The sequence below is a fragment of the Bacteroidota bacterium genome (assembly GCA_016715945.1).
In the GTDB taxonomy this organism is placed as follows: domain Bacteria; phylum Bacteroidota; class Bacteroidia; order Bacteroidales; family F082; genus JALNZU01.
The window spans coordinates 316,028-338,332 of the sequence record JADJXJ010000001.1 but is presented as its reverse complement, the minus strand read 5'-3'; the positions used below and the strand labels follow the sequence as shown (position 1 = coordinate 338,332).

At 51.5% G+C, this 22,305-nt stretch carries 12 protein-coding genes and 1 tRNA gene; 7 read left to right on the top strand and 6 right to left on the bottom strand.

The window, feature by feature from the left end:
* Nucleotides 1–145: 145 nt before the first annotated feature.
* Complete coding sequence (locus tag IPM52_01190) at nt 146–646, top strand: hypothetical protein (protein ID MBK9290240.1); 501 nt, start codon at nt 146–148, stop codon at nt 644–646.
* A 17-nt stretch (nt 647–663) separates the two neighbouring features.
* On the opposite strand, the gene mnmE is transcribed toward IPM52_01190, so the two are convergent.
* Entirely contained in the window at nt 664–2,064 is a 1,401-nt protein-coding gene (gene mnmE, locus IPM52_01185; protein MBK9290239.1) for a tRNA uridine-5-carboxymethylaminomethyl(34) synthesis GTPase MnmE, read from the bottom strand.
* A 142-nt stretch (nt 2,065–2,206) separates the two neighbouring features.
* On the opposite strand from mnmE, the gene IPM52_01180 reads away from it, so the two are divergent.
* From IPM52_01180 to IPM52_01165, 4 genes are all read left to right on the top strand, one after another.
* Nucleotides 2,207–7,705, top strand: coding sequence for a hypothetical protein (locus IPM52_01180; protein MBK9290238.1), 5,499 nt, complete (start codon nt 2,207–2,209; stop codon nt 7,703–7,705).
* Between the two features lie 72 nt (nt 7,706–7,777).
* Nucleotides 7,778–10,000, top strand: coding sequence for a penicillin-binding protein 1C (pbpC, locus tag IPM52_01175; GenBank protein ID MBK9290237.1), 2,223 nt, complete (start codon nt 7,778–7,780; stop codon nt 9,998–10,000).
* A 73-nt stretch (nt 10,001–10,073) separates the two neighbouring features.
* Nucleotides 10,074–10,147: transfer RNA gene (locus tag IPM52_01170), tRNA-Arg, on the top strand.
* Nucleotides 10,148–10,421: 274 nt separating this feature from the next.
* Nucleotides 10,422–11,789, top strand: a complete 1,368-nt coding sequence (locus IPM52_01165) for a sodium:solute symporter family protein (GenBank protein MBK9290236.1) — start codon at nt 10,422–10,424, stop codon at nt 11,787–11,789.
* 7 nt (nt 11,790–11,796) lie between these two features.
* On the opposite strand, the gene IPM52_01160 is transcribed toward IPM52_01165, so the two are convergent.
* From IPM52_01160 to IPM52_01140, 5 genes are all read right to left on the bottom strand, one after another.
* The gene (locus IPM52_01160) at nt 11,797–12,375 is read right to left on the bottom strand and encodes an acyloxyacyl hydrolase (protein MBK9290235.1); all 579 of its coding nucleotides are present in this window, start codon (nt 12,373–12,375) and stop codon (nt 11,797–11,799) included.
* Between the two features lie 108 nt (nt 12,376–12,483).
* Nucleotides 12,484–13,272 (bottom strand): prephenate dehydrogenase, encoded by a 789-nt coding sequence (locus tag IPM52_01155; GenBank protein MBK9290234.1) that lies wholly within the window; start codon nt 13,270–13,272, stop codon nt 12,484–12,486.
* Nucleotides 13,269–14,366, bottom strand: a complete 1,098-nt coding sequence (locus IPM52_01150) for a bifunctional 3-deoxy-7-phosphoheptulonate synthase/chorismate mutase type II (protein ID MBK9290233.1) — start codon at nt 14,364–14,366, stop codon at nt 13,269–13,271. The genes IPM52_01155 and IPM52_01150 overlap by 4 nt, the downstream gene beginning before the upstream one ends.
* The gene (locus tag IPM52_01145; protein MBK9290232.1) at nt 14,363–15,577 is read right to left on the bottom strand and encodes an aminotransferase class I/II-fold pyridoxal phosphate-dependent enzyme; all 1,215 of its coding nucleotides are present in this window, start codon (nt 15,575–15,577) and stop codon (nt 14,363–14,365) included. The genes IPM52_01150 and IPM52_01145 overlap by 4 nt, the downstream gene beginning before the upstream one ends.
* Nucleotides 15,567–16,448 carry a prephenate dehydratase gene (locus IPM52_01140; GenBank protein ID MBK9290231.1) on the bottom strand — a complete coding sequence of 294 codons (882 nt, stop codon included), beginning with the start codon at nt 16,446–16,448 and terminating at the stop codon, nt 15,567–15,569. The genes IPM52_01145 and IPM52_01140 overlap by 11 nt, the downstream gene beginning before the upstream one ends.
* A gap of 421 nt (nt 16,449–16,869) precedes the next feature.
* On the opposite strand from IPM52_01140, the gene katG reads away from it, so the two are divergent.
* Nucleotides 16,870–19,080, top strand: a complete 2,211-nt coding sequence (gene katG / locus IPM52_01135; GenBank protein MBK9290230.1) for a catalase/peroxidase HPI — start codon at nt 16,870–16,872, stop codon at nt 19,078–19,080.
* Between the two features lie 195 nt (nt 19,081–19,275).
* Complete coding sequence (locus tag IPM52_01130; protein ID MBK9290229.1) at nt 19,276–22,179, top strand: VCBS repeat-containing protein; 2,904 nt, start codon at nt 19,276–19,278, stop codon at nt 22,177–22,179.
* Nucleotides 22,180–22,305: the final 126 nt, after the last annotated feature.

The window sequence follows — 22,305 nt, the reverse complement described above, 5'->3', positions numbered from 1 at the left end:
TACAATGAGCTGAAATGATGCTCAAAACGCCAAAAAAGTGGCCTGCCTATGGCAGGTCACTTTTTCTATTAAAGTCTTGTTAAATAATCAGATACGATACCACCGTCTCACCTGACAGATTACTTTTACGGAAACGATATATCCTATGACCGCCTCACGCTATGTCCTGCACACCCTATGCGCCTTGGTTTTTCTGCTACTTCTCCAGCCAGAAGCGTTTTCTCAGGCAGCATCGAAAAACATTTCATCATTAAAACGTGCCGATTTCATTCAGCTGGCACAGGGAAGTGATACCCTGGAGGCGGTAACAAACTTATTTTTCAGAAAACGCAAAGAAGCACAAACGGGATTTATTCTGGCTGGAGCTGCAGTGTCGGTGTTTGTGCTGGGGAGTGTAGCTTTTGCCATCGGCGCCGGCATGTCGGGAGCCGACGACCCCACGGAAGAGCTGCAGGTCGGGGCTGCTGTGTTCAGCATTGTATTTTATGGCCTGGTCATAGGTTCCGGCTTTCGGCTGATCCGCTACAGCAAAGGCAGGCTGCACGACCTTATGAAGAGCTATCCTGTTGACGGACAGCTACCCGAATTTGTTAAGAATCAGTTGAGAAATAAAGACTTCCCCGAGGGCTACGCCGTTGAAAGGTAGCTTGCCGGACGTCAGGCTTATTTTCCTATACAGAATTTGCTGAATATCGAACCCAGCACTTCGTCGTTCGAAATTTGTCCGGTGATTACCGACAGTTGATACATGGCCCGACGCAGGTCGATGGCAACAAGGTCGGTGGGCAGGTTGGCATGGAGCCCCTGCATGACCGCTTCAAGCGATTCGGATGCTTGCCTCAGGGCATGATAATGCCGGGCATTACTTACAATGGTATCAGACTGCACGTTGAATCGTTTCACCACATTGAGCAGGCTGTCGGTGATCAGGTGGATATTTTCCTTGCGCTTGGCAGAAATAAAAACGGTTTCCAGTTCCACAAAGTCACGGAAATGTTCCGGGGTCTGTTCGAGCATATCTATCTTATTGCCCACCAGGATGAAATGCTTGCTTTTATCTTCGATCAGGTGCCTGAACTCGCTCAGCATGTCTTCAGCGCTCTGGCCGTAGCAGTCCGTCATATCGCATACATACAATACGACTGCCGCCTGTTGGATTTTTTCGTACGTACGTCCAATGCCGATGCTTTCGATCAGGTCGTCCGAGTGGCGAAGGCCTGCGGTATCAATAAACCGGAAGTTGTAGCCTCCGATGACAATGGTATCTTCGATGGCATCGCGTGTAGTGCCCGGAATTTCGCTCACGATGGCACGTTCTTCGTTGAGTATGGCATTCAGCAGGGTAGATTTGCCGGCATTGGGTTTGCCAACGATTGCCACAGGTATGCCTTGCTTGATGGCATTGCCGGTTTTGAACGATTCAAGAAGCCGGGCAATTTCAGTCTGAATCTCATTAAGCAACAACCGAAACTGGGTACGGTCGGCAAATTCGACATCTTCTTCCGAAAAATCGAGTTCAAGTTCGATGAGTGCAGCAAAATCGATAAGCCGCTGTCGGAGTTCTGCTATTTTTTTTGAGAACAAACCGCGCATTTGTTTCATAGCCAGCTCATGACTGGTTTTGCTGTTGCTGGCAATCAGGTCGGCCACTGCTTCGGCCTGGGCCAGGTCGAACTTCCGGTGTGCAAATGCGCGCATGGTAAATTCTCCGGCATGGGCAGGACGGGCACCTTTTTCAATCAACAATTCCATGATGCGCCTTTGTATGTAGGTGCTGCCGTGGCAGCTAATCTCGGCCACGTCTTCGCCTGTGTAGGAATGGGGCGCCCTGTAAAAAGCAAGCAGCACCTCGTCGAGCGGCTCTTCTCCGTCGATGATTTGTCCGAAATACTGTTTGTGGCTCAGGGCTTTAGTCGTGTTGAATCCGGCTGCTTTTGCACGGAAAACGGAACCGGCTATTGCGATGGCATCTTTGCCCGACAAGCGGATGACTGCAATTGCCCCCATGCCGGGAGGCGTGGATATCGCGCATATGGTATCGTCGGAAACGAGATCATAATGCATAGGTCACATTTTGGGATAAAAGTACAACTTCGGCCTGATTTACGGGGTTTGACTGTGCAAGGTATTTTTTTTCAACAGCGCATAAAATCAAGCGTCAGTATGACCAACGCAGCTTAATTTGGCATCACCAAAACCAAAAACCATGTCGAAAAACAACCAACTGTATATCATTGCTTTAGCTCTATTTTCACTGTTCATTTCCTGTCAATCCGGTCGCAAACCCTATGAGCCTGTTCCGGAGTTTGAAGCCTACATAGCTCAATATAGCCGCCTTCTTCCCGAGGCCGCATCTCCTTTGCGTATCACCCTGGCCTTCAAGGTATCCGACAGCATCAGGCAAGATGACCTGCTTACCAATTCATTGCTTGGGTTCGATCCTGGCGTGGCAGGCAAAGCAATATGGGCCGATGAATACACCCTTATTTTTACGCCCGACATTCGATGGCCCGAAAATGAAGAGTTTGTTAACGTCAGCTTCTTTTTGGGAAAGTTGAAACAAGTTCCAGCTGATTTTCACATATTCAGGTTCCATACGCGTCTTGCTCCACCGGCAATTGCAGCAGGTTTACCTCAATTTATGAGCGATGGCGACAGCCTGTGGATAGAGGGCCAGTTCAGCCTGTCGCATCCACTTGTTCAGGGGGTACCTCAGGATCTGGCCTCGGCAACACTCAACGGTCGCCCTCTTAAACTTATCTTCTCTGTTTCAGAAAACAACAGGAGCATCGTTTACAAAAGCCGGAGCTTTTCACCTGCCCCAGAGCCACGCGAACTTAGTTTCCGATGGAATGCCCGTCAGTTGGGCATAGCACGAAAAGGAAGTTATGAGCTGATGATTCCGGGCAAAGAAAATTTCCGGGTCGTGCAGCTCGAAGCAATCATGTATCCGAATCAGCGGATTAAGATCCGCCTCAGCCAGCCTCCCGCTCCCGATCAGTCGGTTCCGGCTATGGTGCTAACGGAACCTGAAGTTGATTTTCAGATAGATAGCCGCGAAAACCTGCTGGAACTCATTCCCAAAGAAAACATCAGCGGAACGTTTCGACTGAAGCTGTCGCCCGGTCTTCGGAGTATTTCAGGCAAAAACCTCGAACCAGCACTGGATACCATTTTGGAATTCGACGAGCTGAGACCTGCCGTCAGACTACTAAACTCAAGCACTATCATCACGGGCAACAATATGATGCTGCCATTCCAGACCATAGGGCTGAGGGCAGTGGACGTGCAGGTAATCAAAGTGTTTGGAAACAATATGTTGCGGCACCTGCAGACCAATGACCTCGATGGAAACTACGACCTGCGGCTCACAGGTCGGGTAGTGGCCCGCCAGCAAATGGTTTTTTCAACAGCCGACGAAGCATCGCTGATGAGCTGGCAGAAAAGGGCTATTGATTTGAGCAAGCTCATAGTCACCGATCAGTCGTCACTCTATAGGGTCTATATCACGTTTAAAAAGAGTTACACTGCTTTGCCATGTGCAGGCCAGCTTCCTCCCCCGCCCGGCCGGATTACAAGTGCAGAACTCCGACAGTGGGGGGCCGATTATTACTATCAGCCTGATTATTACTATCCTGACAATTATGAGTGGGAGGAACGCGACAACCCATGCCACGACAGTTACTATAATTCTGATCGTTTTGTCGCCAAAAGCCTCTTTTACACCCGATTGGGTTTGATGTCAAAAAAAGCCGAAAATAGCCGGGAATACCGATTCTATGTTACTGATCTTCAAAGTGCTATGCCTGTTAAGGATGCCACTGTTGAACTTTTTGATTTTCAGCTTCAGCGCATAGCAAGGGCAAAAACCGATGTTGAGGGACAAGTGGTGCTTACGCAACAACTGGTTGATGCATGGATTGCTGTAGCCACCCATGGCAACAGCACCGTGTATTTGAAGCTCGATGGCAGCCAGCTACAACCACTTGGGCGTTTTGATGTAGATGGCACCAGACCCTCGGCAGGACTTAACGGATTTATCTTCACCGAACGGGGCGTGTATCGTCCGGGGGATACGTTGCACATCGGATTCATGTTGGACAACAACCCCTTGCCCCGCGCTCATCCGGTAGTTCTGGAACTGCTGGATGCACGGAATCGACCCGCCGGACGTCAAACGCTCAGTTTTGGAGCGCATAACCTCATTCGTTTCAGCATGCCCACCCGACCTGAATCGCCCACAGGCATTTGGACGATACGCATTACAGTTGGCGATGCCAGTTTTACCCGTCGCATCAGGGTCGAGACTGTGATGCCAAACCGGCTAAAAATTGCATTTGTTCCTGAAAACCGGCTCTTTGGGAAAGAAGACCTTCAGCCAGCGATCGGATTGCGGGTAAATTGGTTGCATGGAGATGCTGCATCCGGACTTAGGTTAGCAGCTGAACAAACCGTGAGCGACGTCCCAGTGCAATTCAAAGGTTTTGAAGGATACAACTTCAGCAATCAGGCCATTGAGGCATTCCGTTCCCATAAAATGGAGCTCTCCGGAACACTTTTGGATGAGAATGGCTCGGCCAGCATGCAGCTTCAACTGCCTGAAGCCTCACGTTTCAGAGGCCGCAGAGCAGTGGAGCTCGAAGTGAGAGCTTACGAACCCGGAGGCGCATTCTCGGTGGCAAGCAACCGATATCTGTCTGATACTTACTCCCATTACATTGGTATTGAAGACCCGGCTCTGTCAGTAAAAGATTTTTTACCAGAGGCAGATCAGCATCAGTTTAATGTTGTCAGACTCAGCACATCCGGAATTGCAGAGGGGAATCTGAGCCTGAACTACCAGATATTCAGGCTAAACGACTACTGGTGGTGGAGCGGCGATGGCAATTCACGTGCGGCATATGTCAGCACCACCAATGCGGTGAATGTTGCACAGGGGGAAGTGTTGCTCAACAATGGAAAGGGCATTTTACGATGGAAGCCAGAGCGGTTCGATCTGGGCACCTTCATCATTGTGGTGAGCGAGAACAACGGCCATAGCACTTCTGTACTGTTAAATATTTACGGTGTTGTGGGGACATCACGAAACCAAAGAATCTCTGGCGCCAATCAGCTCAGGGTCAGCTGCGATAAAAGCAATTACCTGATTGGCGATAAAGCCGTGATCAGTTTCGAGGCACCTGCTGAAGGCAGGCTTCTGCTGAGCCTGGAAAATGGCAGCCGGCAGTTGTCGTGGCGATGGGTAACCACCCAAAAAGGTCTCAACCGCATAGAAGTACCGGTTCGACCCGAATTCAGTCCAAATGTGTATGCCCACCTAAGCTTGATACAACCGGTTGGGAATGTGGAAAACGACATGCCCGTAAGGCTTTATGGGATTGTAAACCTGAAGATTGAAAACCCACACAGAAAGCTCGAACCCCGCATCAATGCGCCCGACGCAGTTGAGGCCGGGAAGCCTTTTACGATCGAAATCAGCGAAAGCAAAGGTCGGCCGATGAGCTATATGCTTGCCATTGTGGACGAAGGCCTGTTGGATTTGACAAATTTCCGCACGCCGGATCCTTATGCCCATTTCAATCAACGTGAAGCATTGGGCGTGTTCACCAGCGACATGTTCGAGCAGGTTTTGGGAGCTTACGGTGGAAAACTGGAACAGGTGCTGGCTGTGGGTGGTGACGAAAACCTTCCACGGCGCGAAAAGGCAAGACAACAACGGTTTAAACCTGTGGTCATCGTCAGGGGACCTCTTTTACTTGCCCCTGGTGCCAAAGCCAGACATAGTTTCAATATCACCAACTATACCGGTGCAGTGCGGGTGATGCTTATTGCAGCCAACAATACCGCATCCGGTGCCTCAGCCCGCAGCCTCCACGTGCGCAATAAGCTGATGGTGCTTGCAACCGCACCCCGGTTGCTCCGGCCAGACGACGAATTCGATTTGCCCGTTACCTTGTTCGACGATACAGGGAAAGCAGGGCAGATTGCCATCAGCCTCAGAAGTGAGGGAAAGCTGAAAGTAACCGGAACCAGCACGCAGCGTATCCAATCCACCGGAAAAGGTGAGCAAACGGTGGTTTTCAGGGTCAAAGCCCTGGAAGAAGGAAGCGGAAGCCTCACCATAAGTGCTAAAAACCAGGAAGTCAGCGTTTCCAATCAGGTCAACCTGAGTATCGAACAGCCGTTTGTGCGGCAACAGCTGTCGAAGAGTCTCCAGCTCGAACCAGGCAAAAGCATTCAAATCAAACCACAATTTCCCGGAACCAGAAGCCGGATGGCACAGCTCGAAGCAATGAGGCTGCCTGATATCGATCTAGGAGGTAAGCTAAACTCATTGTTAAGCTATCCCCATGGATGTACCGAACAAATTACATCGCAGGGAATGGCCATGCTGTATCTGCCGGGATTGCTCAAATCGGGGAGCGAGGAAATGCAGCAATACGAGCGGGCGATGGCTTCGGCACTCCGCCAGGTAGAACAGCGTATCGATGCCAATGGACATACCGTTTACTGGCCCAACACCGCCCAGGTGCATGAATATACCTTCGTGTATGCCGTTCATTTCCTGACACTTGCTCTGCGCGAGGGCAGATATTCCGGTGGAGCGTTGTATGATCGTACGCTGGAAGCACAGAAACAGAGGGCGAGACGATGGAGTGACTGGCATTCAGGAGATCTGGAATTGTTCCTGCAATCCTACAGGCTATATGTGCTTGCACAGGCTGGCACACCCCTGATCAACGCGATGAACCGCATGCGTGAACTGCCCTCACTCGATGATCGATCGGCAACTATGCTTGCACTGGCATATGCTACCGCAGGCAAAAAACAGGCTGCAAGAGAGTTGTTGCTTGGAATCAGCAACCGTCGAAAGTCGGTTTCGGATTTCGAAGCCACGACTTTCGGCAGTCCGGTGCGCGACCTGAGCATACGTGTCCTGTCCTTGCTGGCAATCGACGAAAAAGCGGAAGCTTTTAGCTTGTTTGATCAACTTGCAACAGATGTCCGGATAAAAGCGTTGAACACCAATGAAACCGGATGGCTACTGCTTGCATGGCAGGAGTTGGCAAAGTTGAATCCTGCAGGAGACGAAGCTTCCTACGAACTAAGCGGCAAAAACTCCGGAAAATACACCCTGCAATCGAGTGTGCAACGGCATTTGCTCGATGTGGAAGATCGTAGCCTGACCTTGCGAAATACCGGCGCCAAAGGTCTGTATTTCAACCTGCTTACATCGGCCATACCTGAGGAAAAGGAAGCTGCTCCGATTTCGAGGAATGCGGAGCTGAAGGTGTGGTTCACTGCCCTCGACGGTCGAGCCCTTGAGATCAAAGACCTCAAACAAGGCGAAACCGCAATCATGCGGGTTAAAGTTGTCAACCGAAGCAACAAACAACGCAATTTCCTTGCTTTGCAAAACATCCTGCCGGCTGGCTGGGAGGTATTGGGAAGCAATGTCCCGGAGGGTTCGCCGACGATTGCCGCGCAATTTTCGCAGGATTATACCGACGTGCGCGACGACAGAGTGATCAACTACTTCTCGCTTGCACCCGGACAAGAGCGAATTTACTCAGTTCGAATCTCGGTGACTTATTCGGGTAACTTTGTCTTTCCCGGCATATTTTTAAATTCAATGTACGAGACTGATATCGAAGCCTTTACCGGCGCATCAAGGATTGAAATCACACCTCGTTCACGACCTTGATCATTTGTCATGCCTAATTCCCGCCAGCAGCAAAAAAAAATATTGCTTGCTTTATCATCGGTTCTTGTGTTCATGACGTTTCTCTGGTTCTCGCCTGACCCACTTGGGCGCGAACCCCTGAGCACGGTACTTCTCGACAGGCACGGAAGGCTGTTGGGCGCCAGATTGGCTTCTGATGGCCAATGGCGGTTTGCACCCGCCGACAGCCTTCCGGAGAAATATGTTGCCGCACTGCTGGCCTATGAAGACAAGCGTTTCCGCTGGCACCCTGGTATTGACCCCATCGCGGTATCCCGGGCAATTTTTCAAAATATCCGGGCAGGCAAGATCGTCAGTGGTGGCTCCACCATAAGCATGCAGCTAGCCCGCATCTCGGTGCGATACAAGAATCGTGGTTTGAAACACAAGATTGCTGAAGCCTGGCTCGCCCTTTCGATAGAACTGAAATATTCCAAAAAATCAATTTTGAGGCATTATGCCTCAGTTGCTCCTTTTGGGGGAAATATCAACGGTTTGCATGCCGCCTCATGGCGCTATTTTGGACATCCCCCGGAACTCCTGAGCTGGGCCGAGGCTGCCTTGCTTGCCGTGTTGCCCAATTCACCTGCCAACATTCATCCTGAGAAGAACGTGGGGCAGCTTCAGCAAAAACGCGACCGCCTTCTCAGGAAATTACACCGCATGGGAAAGATAAGCTCTACAGACCTCGAGCTCGCCCTGACCGAACCCCTGCCTCAAGGCAGATACACTTTTCCGGACCTTGCCCCTCATTTTTTGGAACAAGCCCGCAAGGAAGGTAAGACCGGTTTTATACACAGTACGTTAGACGCTGATGTGCAGCAAATTGTACTACAAATGGCCGAAAACCAACGTCTGAATGTATCTCCCACATTTGTTCATAACCTGGCTGTAATTATCCGGGAAACCGAAACGGGCAATATCATTGCCTACATGGGCAATGCCCACCCCCAAAGCAAGGTGCCAGGCTGTCATAACGACATGGCTGCAAGCATGCGTAGCCCCGGCAGTATGCTCAAACCCTTGCTTTTTGCTTCTGCACTCGACGAAGGATTGATACACCCGCAAAGCCTGTTGCCCGACATTCCGAGTTGGTGGGGGAGTTATTCGCCCCGCAACTTCGACAACAGTTTCAGCGGGGCGGTGGAAGCCCAGACCGCCTTGCAGCGGTCGCTCAACATCCCCTTTGCGTGGCTGCTCAAAGAATATGGGATTGAAAAATTCATTAATCAAATCCATGCCATGGGGTTCAGCGGCTTCAAAAAATCCGCCGAACACTATGGCATTTCGCTGATCCTGGGCGGAGCCGAGGTAAACCTGCTGGAATTGACAAAAATATATGCCAGACTGGCCCGACAAGCCCTGCACGGTGATGGTTCATTTCCGTTGAGCCACGAGGCTTGCAGGCTCACAGCCGAAGCGCTCACCGGCCTGAATCGCCCGGAAACCGTGGTCACAAGCTTTGATGCTGAAGTGAAATTACCTCTTGCCTGGAAAACAGGTACCAGTTTTGGCCAGCGCGACGCATGGGCTGTGGGGTTTAACCCACACTACGTGATTGGCATCTGGGTTGGAAATGCCGATGGAAGCGGACGTCCGGGACTCACCGGCGCCTCGGCTGCCGGCCCCTTGTTGTTCGATCTGGCATTTGCACTCATGCGCAACCAGGATTTTTTCCCGCCAGCTTCTCTCCTGCCCCACCGCTACCAGATTTGTCAATTGTCAGGTTACAGCCCCGGACCAGATTGCCCAACCATCTCTGTCGTCGGGACGCCGGCCGGTAGCAAGGTAAAAACATGCAGCTTTCATCAGCTCATCACAACCGATACTACCAGCCATTGGCGCATTTCGGAGGGCTGTCGGCCACCTTTTCCTACCAAGCGACAGACATGGTTTGTGCTTCCACCAGTGATGAGTTACTATTACCAGATCGCCAACAGCGCTTACCGCCCTTTGCCTCCACTTTTTCCCGGATGTAACTCATCACCTTATCAAATTATGGATTTCGCCTACCCGCCTGCCAATGCCTCAATCTTTCTTCCCAGGGATTTTTCTGGCAATATGCACCCTACTGTGTTTGTCCTGATCCACCAGCAGGCAGACCTGAGCGTGCATTGGCACCTCGATGGCAACTATATCGGCACCACCACAGGACCAGAACATCGCATGCCTATTCTTGCCGATGCAGGCGAACATGTGGTGACTGTAGTGGATGAATCAGGACAGCGGTTATCACGTAAAGTGTTCTTTCTCAACCCAAAGCCCGGTCGACACTAAACAACATTAAGTTTTAATGAAATTAATTTGTTGCATCAGCAGGATTTCGTTGTATATTTGCACCCACAAAAACGGACCTGTAGCTTAATTGGATAGAGCATCTGACTACGGATCAGAAGGTTAGGGGTTCGAGTCCCTTCAGGTTCACTTGATTTCAAAGGGTTGCAAAAAACGCAGCCCTTTTTTATTTCCTGAACTCACCTCATTGATTTCCTGTTAATTCCTGCGCTGAGCGGCTTGGGAAAAAGGTACAGTTTCACTTGCACATGAAAGATTCCCCTGGGAAACAGTGATGATGCACCTACCCATGGTTAGCCCCTAATTTAGAACTTAGGGATATGTAACCGAAAATATCCTTACTCGTCAACAGACCGCTAATGATGCAGCTAATTTTTATTTTCGCCACTCAGCTTTTCGGACAATGACCACTGCACTTATCGTACTTTTTACCTTAGGCAACCTTCTGGCCGGCTTGCTGGCGGCACGCTATGTGCGCAATGCCGAAGACTACCTCCTGGCCGGAAGACGGTTACCCTTTTACCTGGTGACGGCCACACTATTTGCTACTTGGTTCGGCTCCGAGACCATATTGGGTGCCAGCTCTGAGTTTGCTGAAGGCGGACTGCTGGCGGTGGTGCGCGACCCTTTTGGGGCAGCTTTGTGTCTGCTTTTGGTCGGACTGTGGTATGCCCGTCCGTTATACCGAATGCAATTGCTCACCCTGGGCGATTTTTTCAGGGAGCGATACGGAAGCCGTGTCGAAAAGATGGCATCGTGGATGATCATCCTGCCTTACTTATCGTGGATTGCAGCGCAATTTGTGGCTTTTGGCATCATCATGCAGGCGCTCACCGGATTGCCGTCCGGACAAGGTTTCCTTCTGGCAGGGCTGGTGGTTACGGTGTACACTTTTGTGGGTGGCATGTGGTCGGTTGCGGTGACCGACTTTCTGCAAATGTTGTTTATTCTGTTGGGCCTGGCTGCTTTCGGGCTTGAGTTATTTCTCGAAATTTCGCCGCTCACGCTCATTAGCTCAGCTCCAGAGGGCTTTTTCCGTTTCATTCCTGAAGCTGAACCCATCGAAATTGCCGATTATGTGGCAGCATGGATCACCATCGGCCTTGGAAGTATTGCCGGGCAGGATATTTTTCAGCGGGTCATGGCGTCGCGCAACGAACGCACGGCAATTTGGTCGCCCGTGGCAGCCGGGCTGATGTACCTCAGTGTGGGCCTGGTTCCATTGCTGATGGCGCTGGCAGCAAAGCATCTGAACATCATGACCGATGATCCTCAGCTGATTGTACCACAACTTGTGGCGGCACAGGCCTCGCCGGCAGTTAAGATTTTATTTTTCGCCGGATTGCTCTCGGCCATCATGAGCACGGCCAGTTCGGCCCTTCTGGCACCAGCTGCCATACTCTCCGAAAACATCCTGCGGCCTGAGATGCCGGGAATGTCGGATCGCAAATTCCTGAATATCTCGCGCATGAGTGTACTTTTTATTGCACTGGTGTCGGTGATTCTGGCATGGACGAAAGGCAATGTGTATGCGCTGGTCGGGCAAGCCGCCTCCCTGGGTTTGGTTACCTTGTTTGTGCCACTTACTACCGGACTTTTTACCAAAACGATTCAAAGCCGTGCAGCTATCGCTTCCATGCTTTCCGGTCTGCTCGCCTGGTTGTTGGCCATATTTTTCGAATTTCCGTCCGATCCGGTGCTTTATGGGCTGTCTGTCAGCTTTTTAGCAATATTTCTTCCAGAAAAACTGCGCTTTAGGACTTCGATTTAAAACAGATTCATCGCCAGATGACCAGCCCGACCTGGGCAAGCACGGTATTGATGCCTCCGTTAGGTTCTTTCAAACCTGCGTTGCTCAAATGCCGCCAGCCTGCACATAAGTCGAGGGAAATTTTATCGGCGACCTTAATCAATACCCCGCCACTACCGGAATTGTTCACCACGAATCCGGGTACCTGCCGCTGTGGTGCATCGGTAATGTGATGAGGACCAAAGAGCACCATCAGGTAAGCGCTATGGTCCGACCCGGCTATTGGCATACAATAACGCAGCCCAAATGCCGCCCCGAATTCTCCGGAATTTTTCCAGGGCGGCCCCGAAGGCTCAGCAAACCTGGCACCCGCGGCATTCAGCCGGGCAACAAAGTCTATGGTTTTTGCCTTCCGGTTCCAAACCTGGAGGGTATAGCTGAGGTCGAAAAGCACAAGCTCATAATCATAAGGTGTAAGATAATGCACCAATCCGAACCAGTGACCTCCCGCTCCGAGATGCAACCCCAGCGATTCCTGCCGCTCCTGGGCAGCAAGGCGCAAACTGAGCGCCAGCAACAACGAAAGAGGCAAGATTCTCGACAGCATTTTTCTTACCATACAGCAGCTGCCCAACGGATAATGCTAAGGACCGGCTCATACAAAGATAGCGCATGGCCGCCGGATTTGAAAGTCATGTCAGCTGAAAAACCAACTTTAGTTGCTGCCCGCGTTTTTCACATTCACACGCACTTGATGCAAAAAATCCTGAAGTGCGCTACGGTCGCGGTTTTGAAGCATGTGCTGAAGGTTCTGCATGCTGCGAATCACCTCCTCAAGCATGGGCAAAGTGTGCGGATTGAACAAAATCTCGCTCAGCAACTGATCGTCTTCGTCCATCAGACCACGGGCAATGGCGAGGTGCTTCGAAAAAGTTGTGCCCGGCGCAGGCTGCGGACGCATGCATGCACCAAATACTAAACTCGAAACAAAAGGTACACTAAGGCTATAGGCGGTGGTTCGGTCGTGGCCATCGAAACTTAGCTCGTGCACCTGAAGCCCAAATTTTTGGAAAAACTGCCGGAAAAGATCCTTTCCCTGCCCGCACGACTGGCTGATAAGAATGGCATGATACCCCTTGAGCTGGTTCAGGTTTGCGAAGGTTGGCCCAAACATGGGATGCACGGATACAAAGGGACGGCGCTTCTGATTGTAGTAAGCCTCCAGTCCGTTTTTCACTGAGGCGATATCGGAAAGAATACATTGCTCCGGCAACCAGGGCAGCCAGGTATCGAACACTTTCACGGTATGTTGCAGGCTGGCTGCATTGATAAACAATTCGGGTGAAAAAGATTGCATCTGTTCTTTGTCCGATAACCAATCCATTCCGGGGAGATCCAATCGTTTTGATGGATCGGTGTCTGTAGCAAGAATCTGATGTTCTTTTGACAGTTCACGACATAGCCATGCCCCCATCTTCCCAAGTCCGGCGATAAATATCCTCATGCCTGATTATGATTTTTTCCGTTGATATTCATCACCTTATGCTGATTGAGCACGGATGCCTCATGAATAGTTTCGAAGATGCGGCCGATAAATTCTGCCTCCAGGCCTTTTCGCGCGGCTCGTTTTGTCCGGTCGTGGATGATTGCGCTATACCGGCTCGATTGCAGGATGGTGATGTTGTTTTCTTTTTTGAAAAGTCCGATCTCGGTGCTCACCTTCATTCGCTCGCTGAGCAATTCGATGAGCTGGTTGTCGATGTCGTCGATTTTCATCCTGAGGTCGTCGAGACGGGTGCGGGGCAGGTCGCCTGCATCCTGGTTACGGTATTTCAGAGCGCCCAGCGTTTCCGAGAGCTGGTCGGGTGTAATCTGCTGGCGTGCATCGCTCCAGGCTTCGTCGGGCGAAATGTGACACTCGACCATCAATCCATTGAAATTCAAATCCATAGCCTGTTGACATATTTCTGCTATCAGCGTTCTGGTGCCGGCAATGTGGCTTGGGTCGGTGATGATAGGCAGACCGGGCATGCGGCGATGAAGCTCAATAGGGATGAGCCAGTGCGGGTGGTTGCGGTAACCCGAGCTCACATACGAACTGAACCCGCGGTGTACGGCGGCCAGTTTGCTGATGCCGGCCTGCTGAAGGCGTTCGATGGCCCCCATCCAAAGCTCAAGGTCGGGGTTGACAGGGTTTTTCACCAGGACAGGTATTTCGGCCCCTTGCAGGGCATCCGCAATTTCCTGCACAGCAAAAGGATTAGCCGTGGTGCGGGCGCCAATCCAGATAAAGTCGAGGTTATATTTTAACGACTGAAGCACATGCTGACCATTGGCAACTTCGGTGCCCACACTCATTCCAAACTCTGTTTTTACGCGCCTGAGCCAGGGCAGGCCTTTGTTTCCCACGCCGTCGAACATGCCGGGACGGGTGCGGGGTTTCCACAATCCAGCCCGGAACATCCGGTAACCCTTGTTTACCAGGGCTTCGGCAGTTTGCATGGTCTGCTGCTCGGTTTCGGCGCTGCATGGTCCGGCAATGATCATAGGACGCTGGTTTCGGCCTTCGAACCATTCGTGTTGTTCCTGCTTTGTCATAGACTTATTGAGTTTGTTTTAGCCTGATTATCAATGTTTACTGTCTTTATTCTTTCTAAAGCTTCTTCAAGCTTGTCCACGGTGCTGCATAAAGAAAGCCTGAGGTATCTGAGGCCACTCCGGCCAAAGATGTGCCCGGGTGTGATGAATACCCTGGCCTGGTGCAACAGTTGCTCCGACAATGTTTCAGCATCGGGGTAATGATCGGGCACCGAAGCCCATAGAAACATACCGGCCTGATCTGGTGATGTCTGGCAGCCGAGACGCTGTAAAATCTCGCCTCCGATGATGCTTCGTTGCGCATAGACAGCATTCAGCTGTTCGATCCACTGCTCGCCCAAACCGAGGGCCACCACGGCAGCTTCCTGAAGTGGCCGGAACATACCGGAGTCCATATTGCTTTTCACTTTTGCCACCTGATCCACAAGCCGGGCATTACCACACAACATCCCCAGTCGCCAGCCTGCCATATTATAAGTCTTGCTCAACGAACTGATTTCAAGCACATTGGGATAGTTTCCTGAAAAACTGAGTATGCTTAGCGGATGGGGATTCTGAATCAAAGCATAAGGATTGTCGTGGCACAGAATGAGGTTGTGCCTTGCAGCAAACTGCACCAGGGCACTGAGCGTAGCCCTGTCGGCCACAGCTCCTGTGGGCATATGCGGATAATTGATCCACATCATTCGCGTTCTGGCACTCAGCTTTTCCTGCAGTTCAACCAGATCGGGCAACCAACGGTTCTCAGGGCAGAGGTTGTAAGCAACAGGTCTTGCACCGGCAAGCCGGCAGGCAGAAGCATAAGCCGGATAACCGGGATCGGGCAGGAGCACTTCGTCGCCCTCGTTGAGAAAAGCGAGCGAAATGAGCGCAATACCTTCTTTGGAACCCATCAAAGGCAGCACCTCCGAGTCAGGATCGGGCCAGTAGCCGAAGTAACGTTCATACCAACCGGCAATCGCACTCCTGAACCGGGGTATGCCACGATAAGGCTGATACCCGTGATTGCCGGGAGTTTGTGCTGCAATATGCAAAGCATCTGTCACTTCTTTTGCCGGAGGCAGGTCAGGATTGCCGATGCCAAGATTGATGATATCATGCCCCTCCGATTCCATTTGCTTGATTTCCTGAAGCTTACGGGCAAAATAGTACTCTTCGGTTGCCTGAGTGCGTTGTGCAGGCGGAGCATAAAAATATCCGTTAATGTGCATGTGTATATGGAGTAAACGAAGTTAACTTTGACTGTTTTTGAAAATTTTCTGACGAAACATAGGTTCCGAGCATTTCCAGACGATTGCAGTGTGGCCGGATGGCCTGCATGGCAAGTTCAAACTGCTGCGGATCATCGAAAATCATCTCGGCAAAAAACAGGTATTCCCAGGCTGTTCCGGCCATAGGCAAAGACTGGATTTTGGTCAGATTGATGTCATTTTCGGCCAGAAAAGCCAGCACCCTGGCCAGGCTGCCTTTTTTGTGTGGCAGGCTGAAAGCTACGGTGGATTTATCGGGTTCAAGTCCGGGCTGGCACGGATGATTGCGCCCGATCAACAAAAACCTGGTGAAGTTCTCTGCATTCGACTCGATGTGCGAAACCACTACCTCCAGCCCGTAAAGCGAGGCAGCCAGCAATGGTGCAATGGCAGCCCTGCCTTTGATGCCAGCGGTTGAAATCAATCGTGCCGCATCGGCCGTATCGTCCGCGGCCACCTGCCGCAAATGCGGTTGTTGCGACAAAAATTGTTCACATTGGGCCAGTGCCATGGGATGTGAATACACCTCCCTGAGTTCGTGCAACTTCTGACCAGGCATGGCCATGAGGTGGTGACTGATGCGCATGCTGTATTCACCAAGAATGTGCATGCCGCTGTGCAACAGATGAATATAGTTTGGTAAAATGCTGCCTACCAGGCTATTTTCGATGGCCACCATAGCCAGACCGTCTGAAGTCCTGCCCAGCTTGCTGAAAAGCTGGTCGAAACTTTCACAAGGCTCAATAATGCTCGCATCGTGACCAAAATAATGCGTCACCGCCAGATGGTGATTCGAACCCTCGATTCCTTGTATCAGTACTTTTTTATCCATAAAAAAAATCCCGCCTCAGGGGGCGGGATTCGTATTTGTTAATTTCCTTGAACTATAGTTACGAGCATCTCCCTCCCCCTTCGGGCGGCAATCCGAAATAAAAATAAAAATAGAAGCGGGCAAAAGATGCGTTCATTGTGTGTGCGTTTTGCGAGTCAAATGTAAAACCATTTCTCTTTTTCCCGCAAGAAAAAATTGCGGGAATTTTAGAAAAATATATATAATATTGATTTTCTGTTTTTTACGCATTTGTGGATCAAGACTCACCGCATGCAGGATGCACATCGGATTGGCAGCAACGCAATTATTCAGGTGAGCTACCCTGTCGCTTGGATTAAAATAACAATAAATGTTTTCTCTTGATTTGGTTTTATTGATAAGATTTTTCTATATTTGTGCATCAAACTTAACCTGAAAGACTATGGAACACAGCAATGGAAATGGTAAATGCCCGGTAACCGGACATGGCGGACGCGGTCATATGGGCATGGGGCACAGGTCGAACACCGACTGGTGGCCAAACAGATTAAAGCTCAATATGTTGCGCCAGCATTCTGAGCTTTCGAATCCCAACCCGAAAGGATTTAGTTATCCCAAGGCTTTTGCCACACTCGACTATGAAGCGTTGAAAAACGACCTGCGCGAGCTCATGACGCAATCGCAGGACTGGTGGCCGGCTGATTTCGGACACTACGGTCCGTTCTTCATCCGTATGGCATGGCATGCTGCAGGCACTTACCGCATGGGCGACGGCCGTGGTGGTGCGAATGGTGGTTATCAACGTTTTGCGCCACTCAACAGCTGGCCCGACAATGCCAACCTCGACAAAGCCCGCAGGCTGCTCTGGCCGGTAAAAAAGAAATACGGCAACCAGATTTCGTGGGCCGACCTGCTCATCCTGGCCGGAAATGTGGCCCTTGAATCGATGGGCTTCAAGACTTTCGGTTTTGGTGCCGGTCGCGAAGACGCCTGGGAGCCGGACGAAAGCATTTATTGGGGCGCCGAAACTGAGTGGCTGGCCGACAAGCTTCGCTACAGTGGCAATCGTCAGCTCGAGAATCCGCTGGCAGCTGTACAGATGGGGCTGATCTATGTGAATCCTGAAGGCCCCGGTGGCAATCCCGACCCGGTGCTCGCAGCCCACGACATCCGCGAAACCTTCGGCCGCATGGGTATGAACGACGAAGAAACCGTAGCCCTGATTGCTGGTGGACACACCTTTGGCAAATCGCATGGTGCAGGCGATGTTTCGCTCGTTGGGGCGGAACCGGAAGCAGCTGAAATTGAAGCCATGGGCCTGGGCTGGCACAGTAAACATGGAAGCGGAAAAGGCCCCGACACCATCACAGGAGGTCCGGAAGTAACCTGGACGCGCACCCCGGCACAATGGAGCAACGATTTCTTCAAGCACCTGTTCGAATACGAATATGAGCTGACCAAGAGTCCGGCAGGCGCTTACCAGTGGGTGGCCAAAAATGCCGAAGCTACCATCCCCGATGCCCACCTGAGCGGTGTGATGCACAAGCCGACCATGCTCACCACCGACCTGTCGCTGCGCTTCGACCCGGTGTATGAAAAAATTTCGCGCAGGTTTTACGAAAACCCCGACGCCTTTGCCGATGCTTTCGCCCGCGCCTGGTTTAAGCTGACACACCGCGACATGGGTCCCAAATCGAGGTACCTCGGGCCTGAAGTGCCTGCCGAAGACCTGATCTGGCAAGACCCCTTGCCTCAGGTCGATCATCCCCTGGTGGATGCCGCGGATATTGCATACCTAAAAGCGCAGGTTTTGGCTTCCGGACTGAGCATCAGCGATCTTGTGACAACCGCCTGGGCTTCGGCCAGCACCTTCCGTGGTTCCGATTTCCGCGGTGGTGCCAACGGAGCACGCATTCGCCTCGAACCACAGAAAAACTGGGAAGTTAACAATCCTGCAAGGCTGTCAAGGGTTTTGAATGTGCTTCAAAGCATTAAAGATCAATTCGATGCAGCCCAGCAAAACGGCAAACGCATCTCGCTGGCCGACCTCATCGTGCTGGCAGGCAGCGCAGCCGTGGAAAAAGCCGCCAAAGATGCCGGATTTGATGTGGAAGTTCCATTTGTTCCGGGTCGGGTGGATGCCAGCCAGGAACAGACGGATGTGGATTCGTTCAAATATCTCGAGCCCATGGCCGATGGTTTCAGAAACTATGTAAAACAGCCCGCACCCTGCCCTGCCGAACACCTGCTGGTAGATAAAGCCCAGCTTCTTGGCCTGAGCATCCCGCAGATGACCGTGCTTGTAGGCGGCATGCGTGCGCTCAACGCCAACTGGGATGGCTCCGATTTTGGCGTCCTCACCACAAGACCCGGCCAGCTGACCAACGACTTCTTTGTCAACCTGCTCGATATGCGCTACGAATGGTCGGCCATTGATGCAGGTAAGGAAACCTTTGCCGGTCGCGACAGACACACCGGACAGACCGCCTGGAAAGCCACTCGGGTAGATCTCATCTTCGGCTCGAATTCTGAACTGCGCGCCGTGGCCGAACACTACGCCTGCGATGATGCCGGTCAAAAATTTGTAAACGATTTTGTGACGGCCTGGGTGAAAGTGATGAACAACGACCGTTTCGACCTCAATAGCAACTAATCCGACCTGACTCACTAACATCAGAGCCGCCCATGACCCGGGCGGCTTTTTTTATTTTTAGACAACAAAAAATCGCACGATAAAAAACTTGCACAAATCAGGCCACCAAAACGTTAAATCCGATGCAATCCATGCAACTTTTCCACACTTGAGTTAAATTTGGGGAGCTGATTGAAAACCCACAGAACCAAAACCATGAAAACGAGAACCTTACAACATCATGCCCTGCATTGGCTTGTTATTGCAGCCATTGTGACAGGGCTTCAGTGCAACCTTTGGGCACAAGGCGCCTGGACCATTCTCGAAACCTACACCATACCTGGAAAAGCCTCAGGCCTGGCCTGGGACGGCACCTACATTTATTACGGCATCTATGGCTCCGGAGGCTCCAATTTTTACCGATTCGACCCGGCAAGCGGACAGGCCACCTTGCTCTTCAATGTAGCAGGAGTGAGCAACTCCTACGGCATGACCCACGACGGCAACAGCCTGTGGATCATCGACCGCGCCAGCACCGGAAATGCTTATGCGCTGAATATCAGCATGACAGGTACAGTTCTGGGTCAGTTCAGCCTGCCCCAGCAATACATGTCGGGCATCGCCTGGGACAATGGCGACTTTTGGGTGGCCAGCTATTACCCTGATCCGGGCTGGATATACAAAGTGAATGCTCAAAGCACTGTATTACATCAATTTGCGCCACCAATGGCACAAACCTGGGACCTGGCAAGGCATGGTTCCGATTTATGGGTGGTGGACTACAACGGGAATATGATTTTCAAGACCGACCTGAACGGAAATGTGCTGGCAAGCTATCCTTCGGTGACCCAACGCCCTTCGGGCATCGTTCACACCGGGTCGCACCTATGGTATGTGGCCGGACCATTGAGCGCAAACAGCACCCTGTATAAAGTCGATCCCGGAGGCGCAGGCACTCCACAGGCTATGGTCACCCCCACGAGTGTTTCTTTCGGCAATGTGCTTACAGGTCAGACACATAACCAAAATATTACTGTTACCAATGCAGGCACAGGCACCCTGAATTTTTCATTTGCACAACCCCCGCAAAACACCAATGTGATGCTGCCATCGGGCAACTTCAGCCTGGAAGCTGGCCAGTCGGCCACCTATGTTGCCAGCTGGACACCACTCGAGCCTGGAACCCTGAGCACCACAGGAGCAGTGCTAAGCAACGACCCCATCAACCCGAACATAACCCTTAATTTCTCCGGACAGGCATATACTGCAGCTCCATCCATCAATGCATTCCCCACAAGCATCGATTTTGGAACCATCATGGCCATGTCCACGAAGATGCAGAACATTACCCTCACCAATCAAGGTCAGGCTACGCTGATAATCAGCGCAATAGAAAATCTGAATCCGGGATTTTACCTGCAGTTGCCTGCGCAGTTTCCGATACAACTCGAGCCAAACCAGACCATGAGCTTCAACGCATGGTTTTTCCCGCAAAATTCAAACAATTACCAGTCGTCTGTGGTCATTTTTTCCAACGCACCCGGCCAAAGCCCGTTGTACATTCCCATGACCGGTCAGGCTACGCCCAAAGACCACAGCTTAGGGAATGTGGTCTGGGACCTGAACCTGCCGCCTGCCACCGACAACAGTCCGAAGGCTATTCACTGGATAACCGACATAACCGGCGACAATAAGCCGGAGGTTGTGGTGGCAAGCGAAGACAACAAGATCCGCTGTTTCAACGGAAATGCCTCGGGCACAAGCCAGGTGCTCTGGGAGCTGAGTATTTATTCCGGCTCGCTGTATCAGCAGCAAGCCATAACCCTGGGCGGCGACATTGACGATGACGGAATTCCAGACCTGGTTGTTGGCACCGCATGGGGCGACCGCTCCGTGGTAGCCATCAACAGCCGCACGGGTGAAATCATCTGGAAGTTCCAGACCAACCAGTATGGCCTCGGGGGCTGGGTTTACCAGGTGGATGCAAGATATGACTATAACGGCGATGGTTTTCCGGATGTGCTGGCTTCGAGTGGGAACGATCAGAACGGAACTGGTCCGAAAAGGGTTTTCTGCCTCAATGGAAAAAATGGCCAGATGATCTGGAATTATGCCTTCACCGGCCCTGTGATTGCGGTGATGGGCATACCGGATGTGACTGGCGACGGTCAGCCTGATGTGTGGGCCGGAGGAAGCCAGAACGGTGAAAGCCAGGGACGCGTAGCCCTCATCAACGGAGCAACCGGTTTTCTGGTTTGGGACTATGTCACCTTGGGCACCTCGGTCTGGGGTCTTGCGCTGCTCGACGACCTGAACAACGACGGCAAACCAGAACTGGCAGCAGGCACCTTCAACGGTGTGGTTTACATTTTCAATGCAGCCAATGGTGCCGTTCTGGCTCAGACCAGCGTGGGAAGCAACATCATCACCCGACTGGTGCGCATGGAAGATGTGAATGGCGACGGCAAAGCCGACCTTGCCCTTGGCTACAGCGGCTCGCTGGCTATGATACTCAATGGCACCAACCTGCAACAGATTTGGACCTACCAGCTCCAGGACAAGCCATGGAATGTGGCCAGAATACCCGATGTATCAGGCGACGGGATCAATGATCTCGTGGTTGGCCTGCTTTATCAGAACAACCACGTGTATGTTTTCGATGGCGCAACTGGAAGCATGTTGTTCACCACTCCTTATCCGCAAGCTGTGGATGCCATCAGCACCGTGCCCGACCTTACATTCGATTACTCCTGGGAATTTGTGGCCGGCGGACGAACAGGAAAAGTGACCGTATTTGCCGGCGGACCTGGTCAGCCGGTAGGACTGCCTGCGCAGGTTCAGGAAAACGAATGGCTCAAGGTTTACCCAAACCCCTTCAGCAGTCACACCCACATTTCCATCAAGCCAGCTTCAACAGGTCAGCTCCTGTTAAATTTATATGATCTGTCCGGAAAAATTGTCTGGAATAAAAGCCTGCAAGCCGTGCAGAACAATGAAACAGTGGTTGAATGGAATGGCAGTAGCAGGGATGGCAACAAACTGCGACCCTCGGTGTATATTCTGGAAGCCTTGTCGGGCAACCGCCGGATGATCCAAAAGATTTTCATCAAAGAAGACTGAATTTCAGCTGTTTAATCAAATATTCAAAACAGCTTTCGACCATAATGAAACCTGGTTCCAGTGTTTCTCGGGGCATCTGACCGATGACTAAAGCGGCCAGGTGAAGTTGTTATTCTCATTAAGCTG

What these genes read in the sequence shown, in the direction of transcription:
- katG (MBK9290230.1), top strand. Translation starts at nt 16,870, where the DNA reads ATGGAACACAGCAATGGAAATGGTAAATGCCCGGTAACCGGACATGGC.
- IPM52_01155 (MBK9290234.1), bottom strand. Translation starts at nt 13,272, where the DNA reads ATGAGGATATTTATCGCCGGACTTGGGAAGATGGGGGCATGGCTATGT.
- pbpC (MBK9290237.1), top strand. Translation starts at nt 7,778, where the DNA reads ATGACGTTTCTCTGGTTCTCGCCTGACCCACTTGGGCGCGAACCCCTG.
- IPM52_01165 (MBK9290236.1), top strand. Translation starts at nt 10,422, where the DNA reads ATGACCACTGCACTTATCGTACTTTTTACCTTAGGCAACCTTCTGGCC.
- IPM52_01160 (MBK9290235.1), bottom strand. Translation starts at nt 12,375, where the DNA reads ATGCTGTCGAGAATCTTGCCTCTTTCGTTGTTGCTGGCGCTCAGTTTG.
- mnmE (MBK9290239.1), bottom strand. Translation starts at nt 2,064, where the DNA reads ATGCATTATGATCTCGTTTCCGACGATACCATATGCGCGATATCCACG.
- IPM52_01150 (MBK9290233.1), bottom strand. Translation starts at nt 14,366, where the DNA reads ATGACAAAGCAGGAACAACACGAATGGTTCGAAGGCCGAAACCAGCGT.
- IPM52_01145 (MBK9290232.1), bottom strand. Translation starts at nt 15,577, where the DNA reads ATGCACATTAACGGATATTTTTATGCTCCGCCTGCACAACGCACTCAG.
- IPM52_01140 (MBK9290231.1), bottom strand. Translation starts at nt 16,448, where the DNA reads ATGGATAAAAAAGTACTGATACAAGGAATCGAGGGTTCGAATCACCAT.
- IPM52_01190 (MBK9290240.1), top strand. Translation starts at nt 146, where the DNA reads ATGACCGCCTCACGCTATGTCCTGCACACCCTATGCGCCTTGGTTTTT.
- IPM52_01130 (MBK9290229.1), top strand. Translation starts at nt 19,276, where the DNA reads ATGAAAACGAGAACCTTACAACATCATGCCCTGCATTGGCTTGTTATT.
- IPM52_01180 (MBK9290238.1), top strand. Translation starts at nt 2,207, where the DNA reads ATGTCGAAAAACAACCAACTGTATATCATTGCTTTAGCTCTATTTTCA.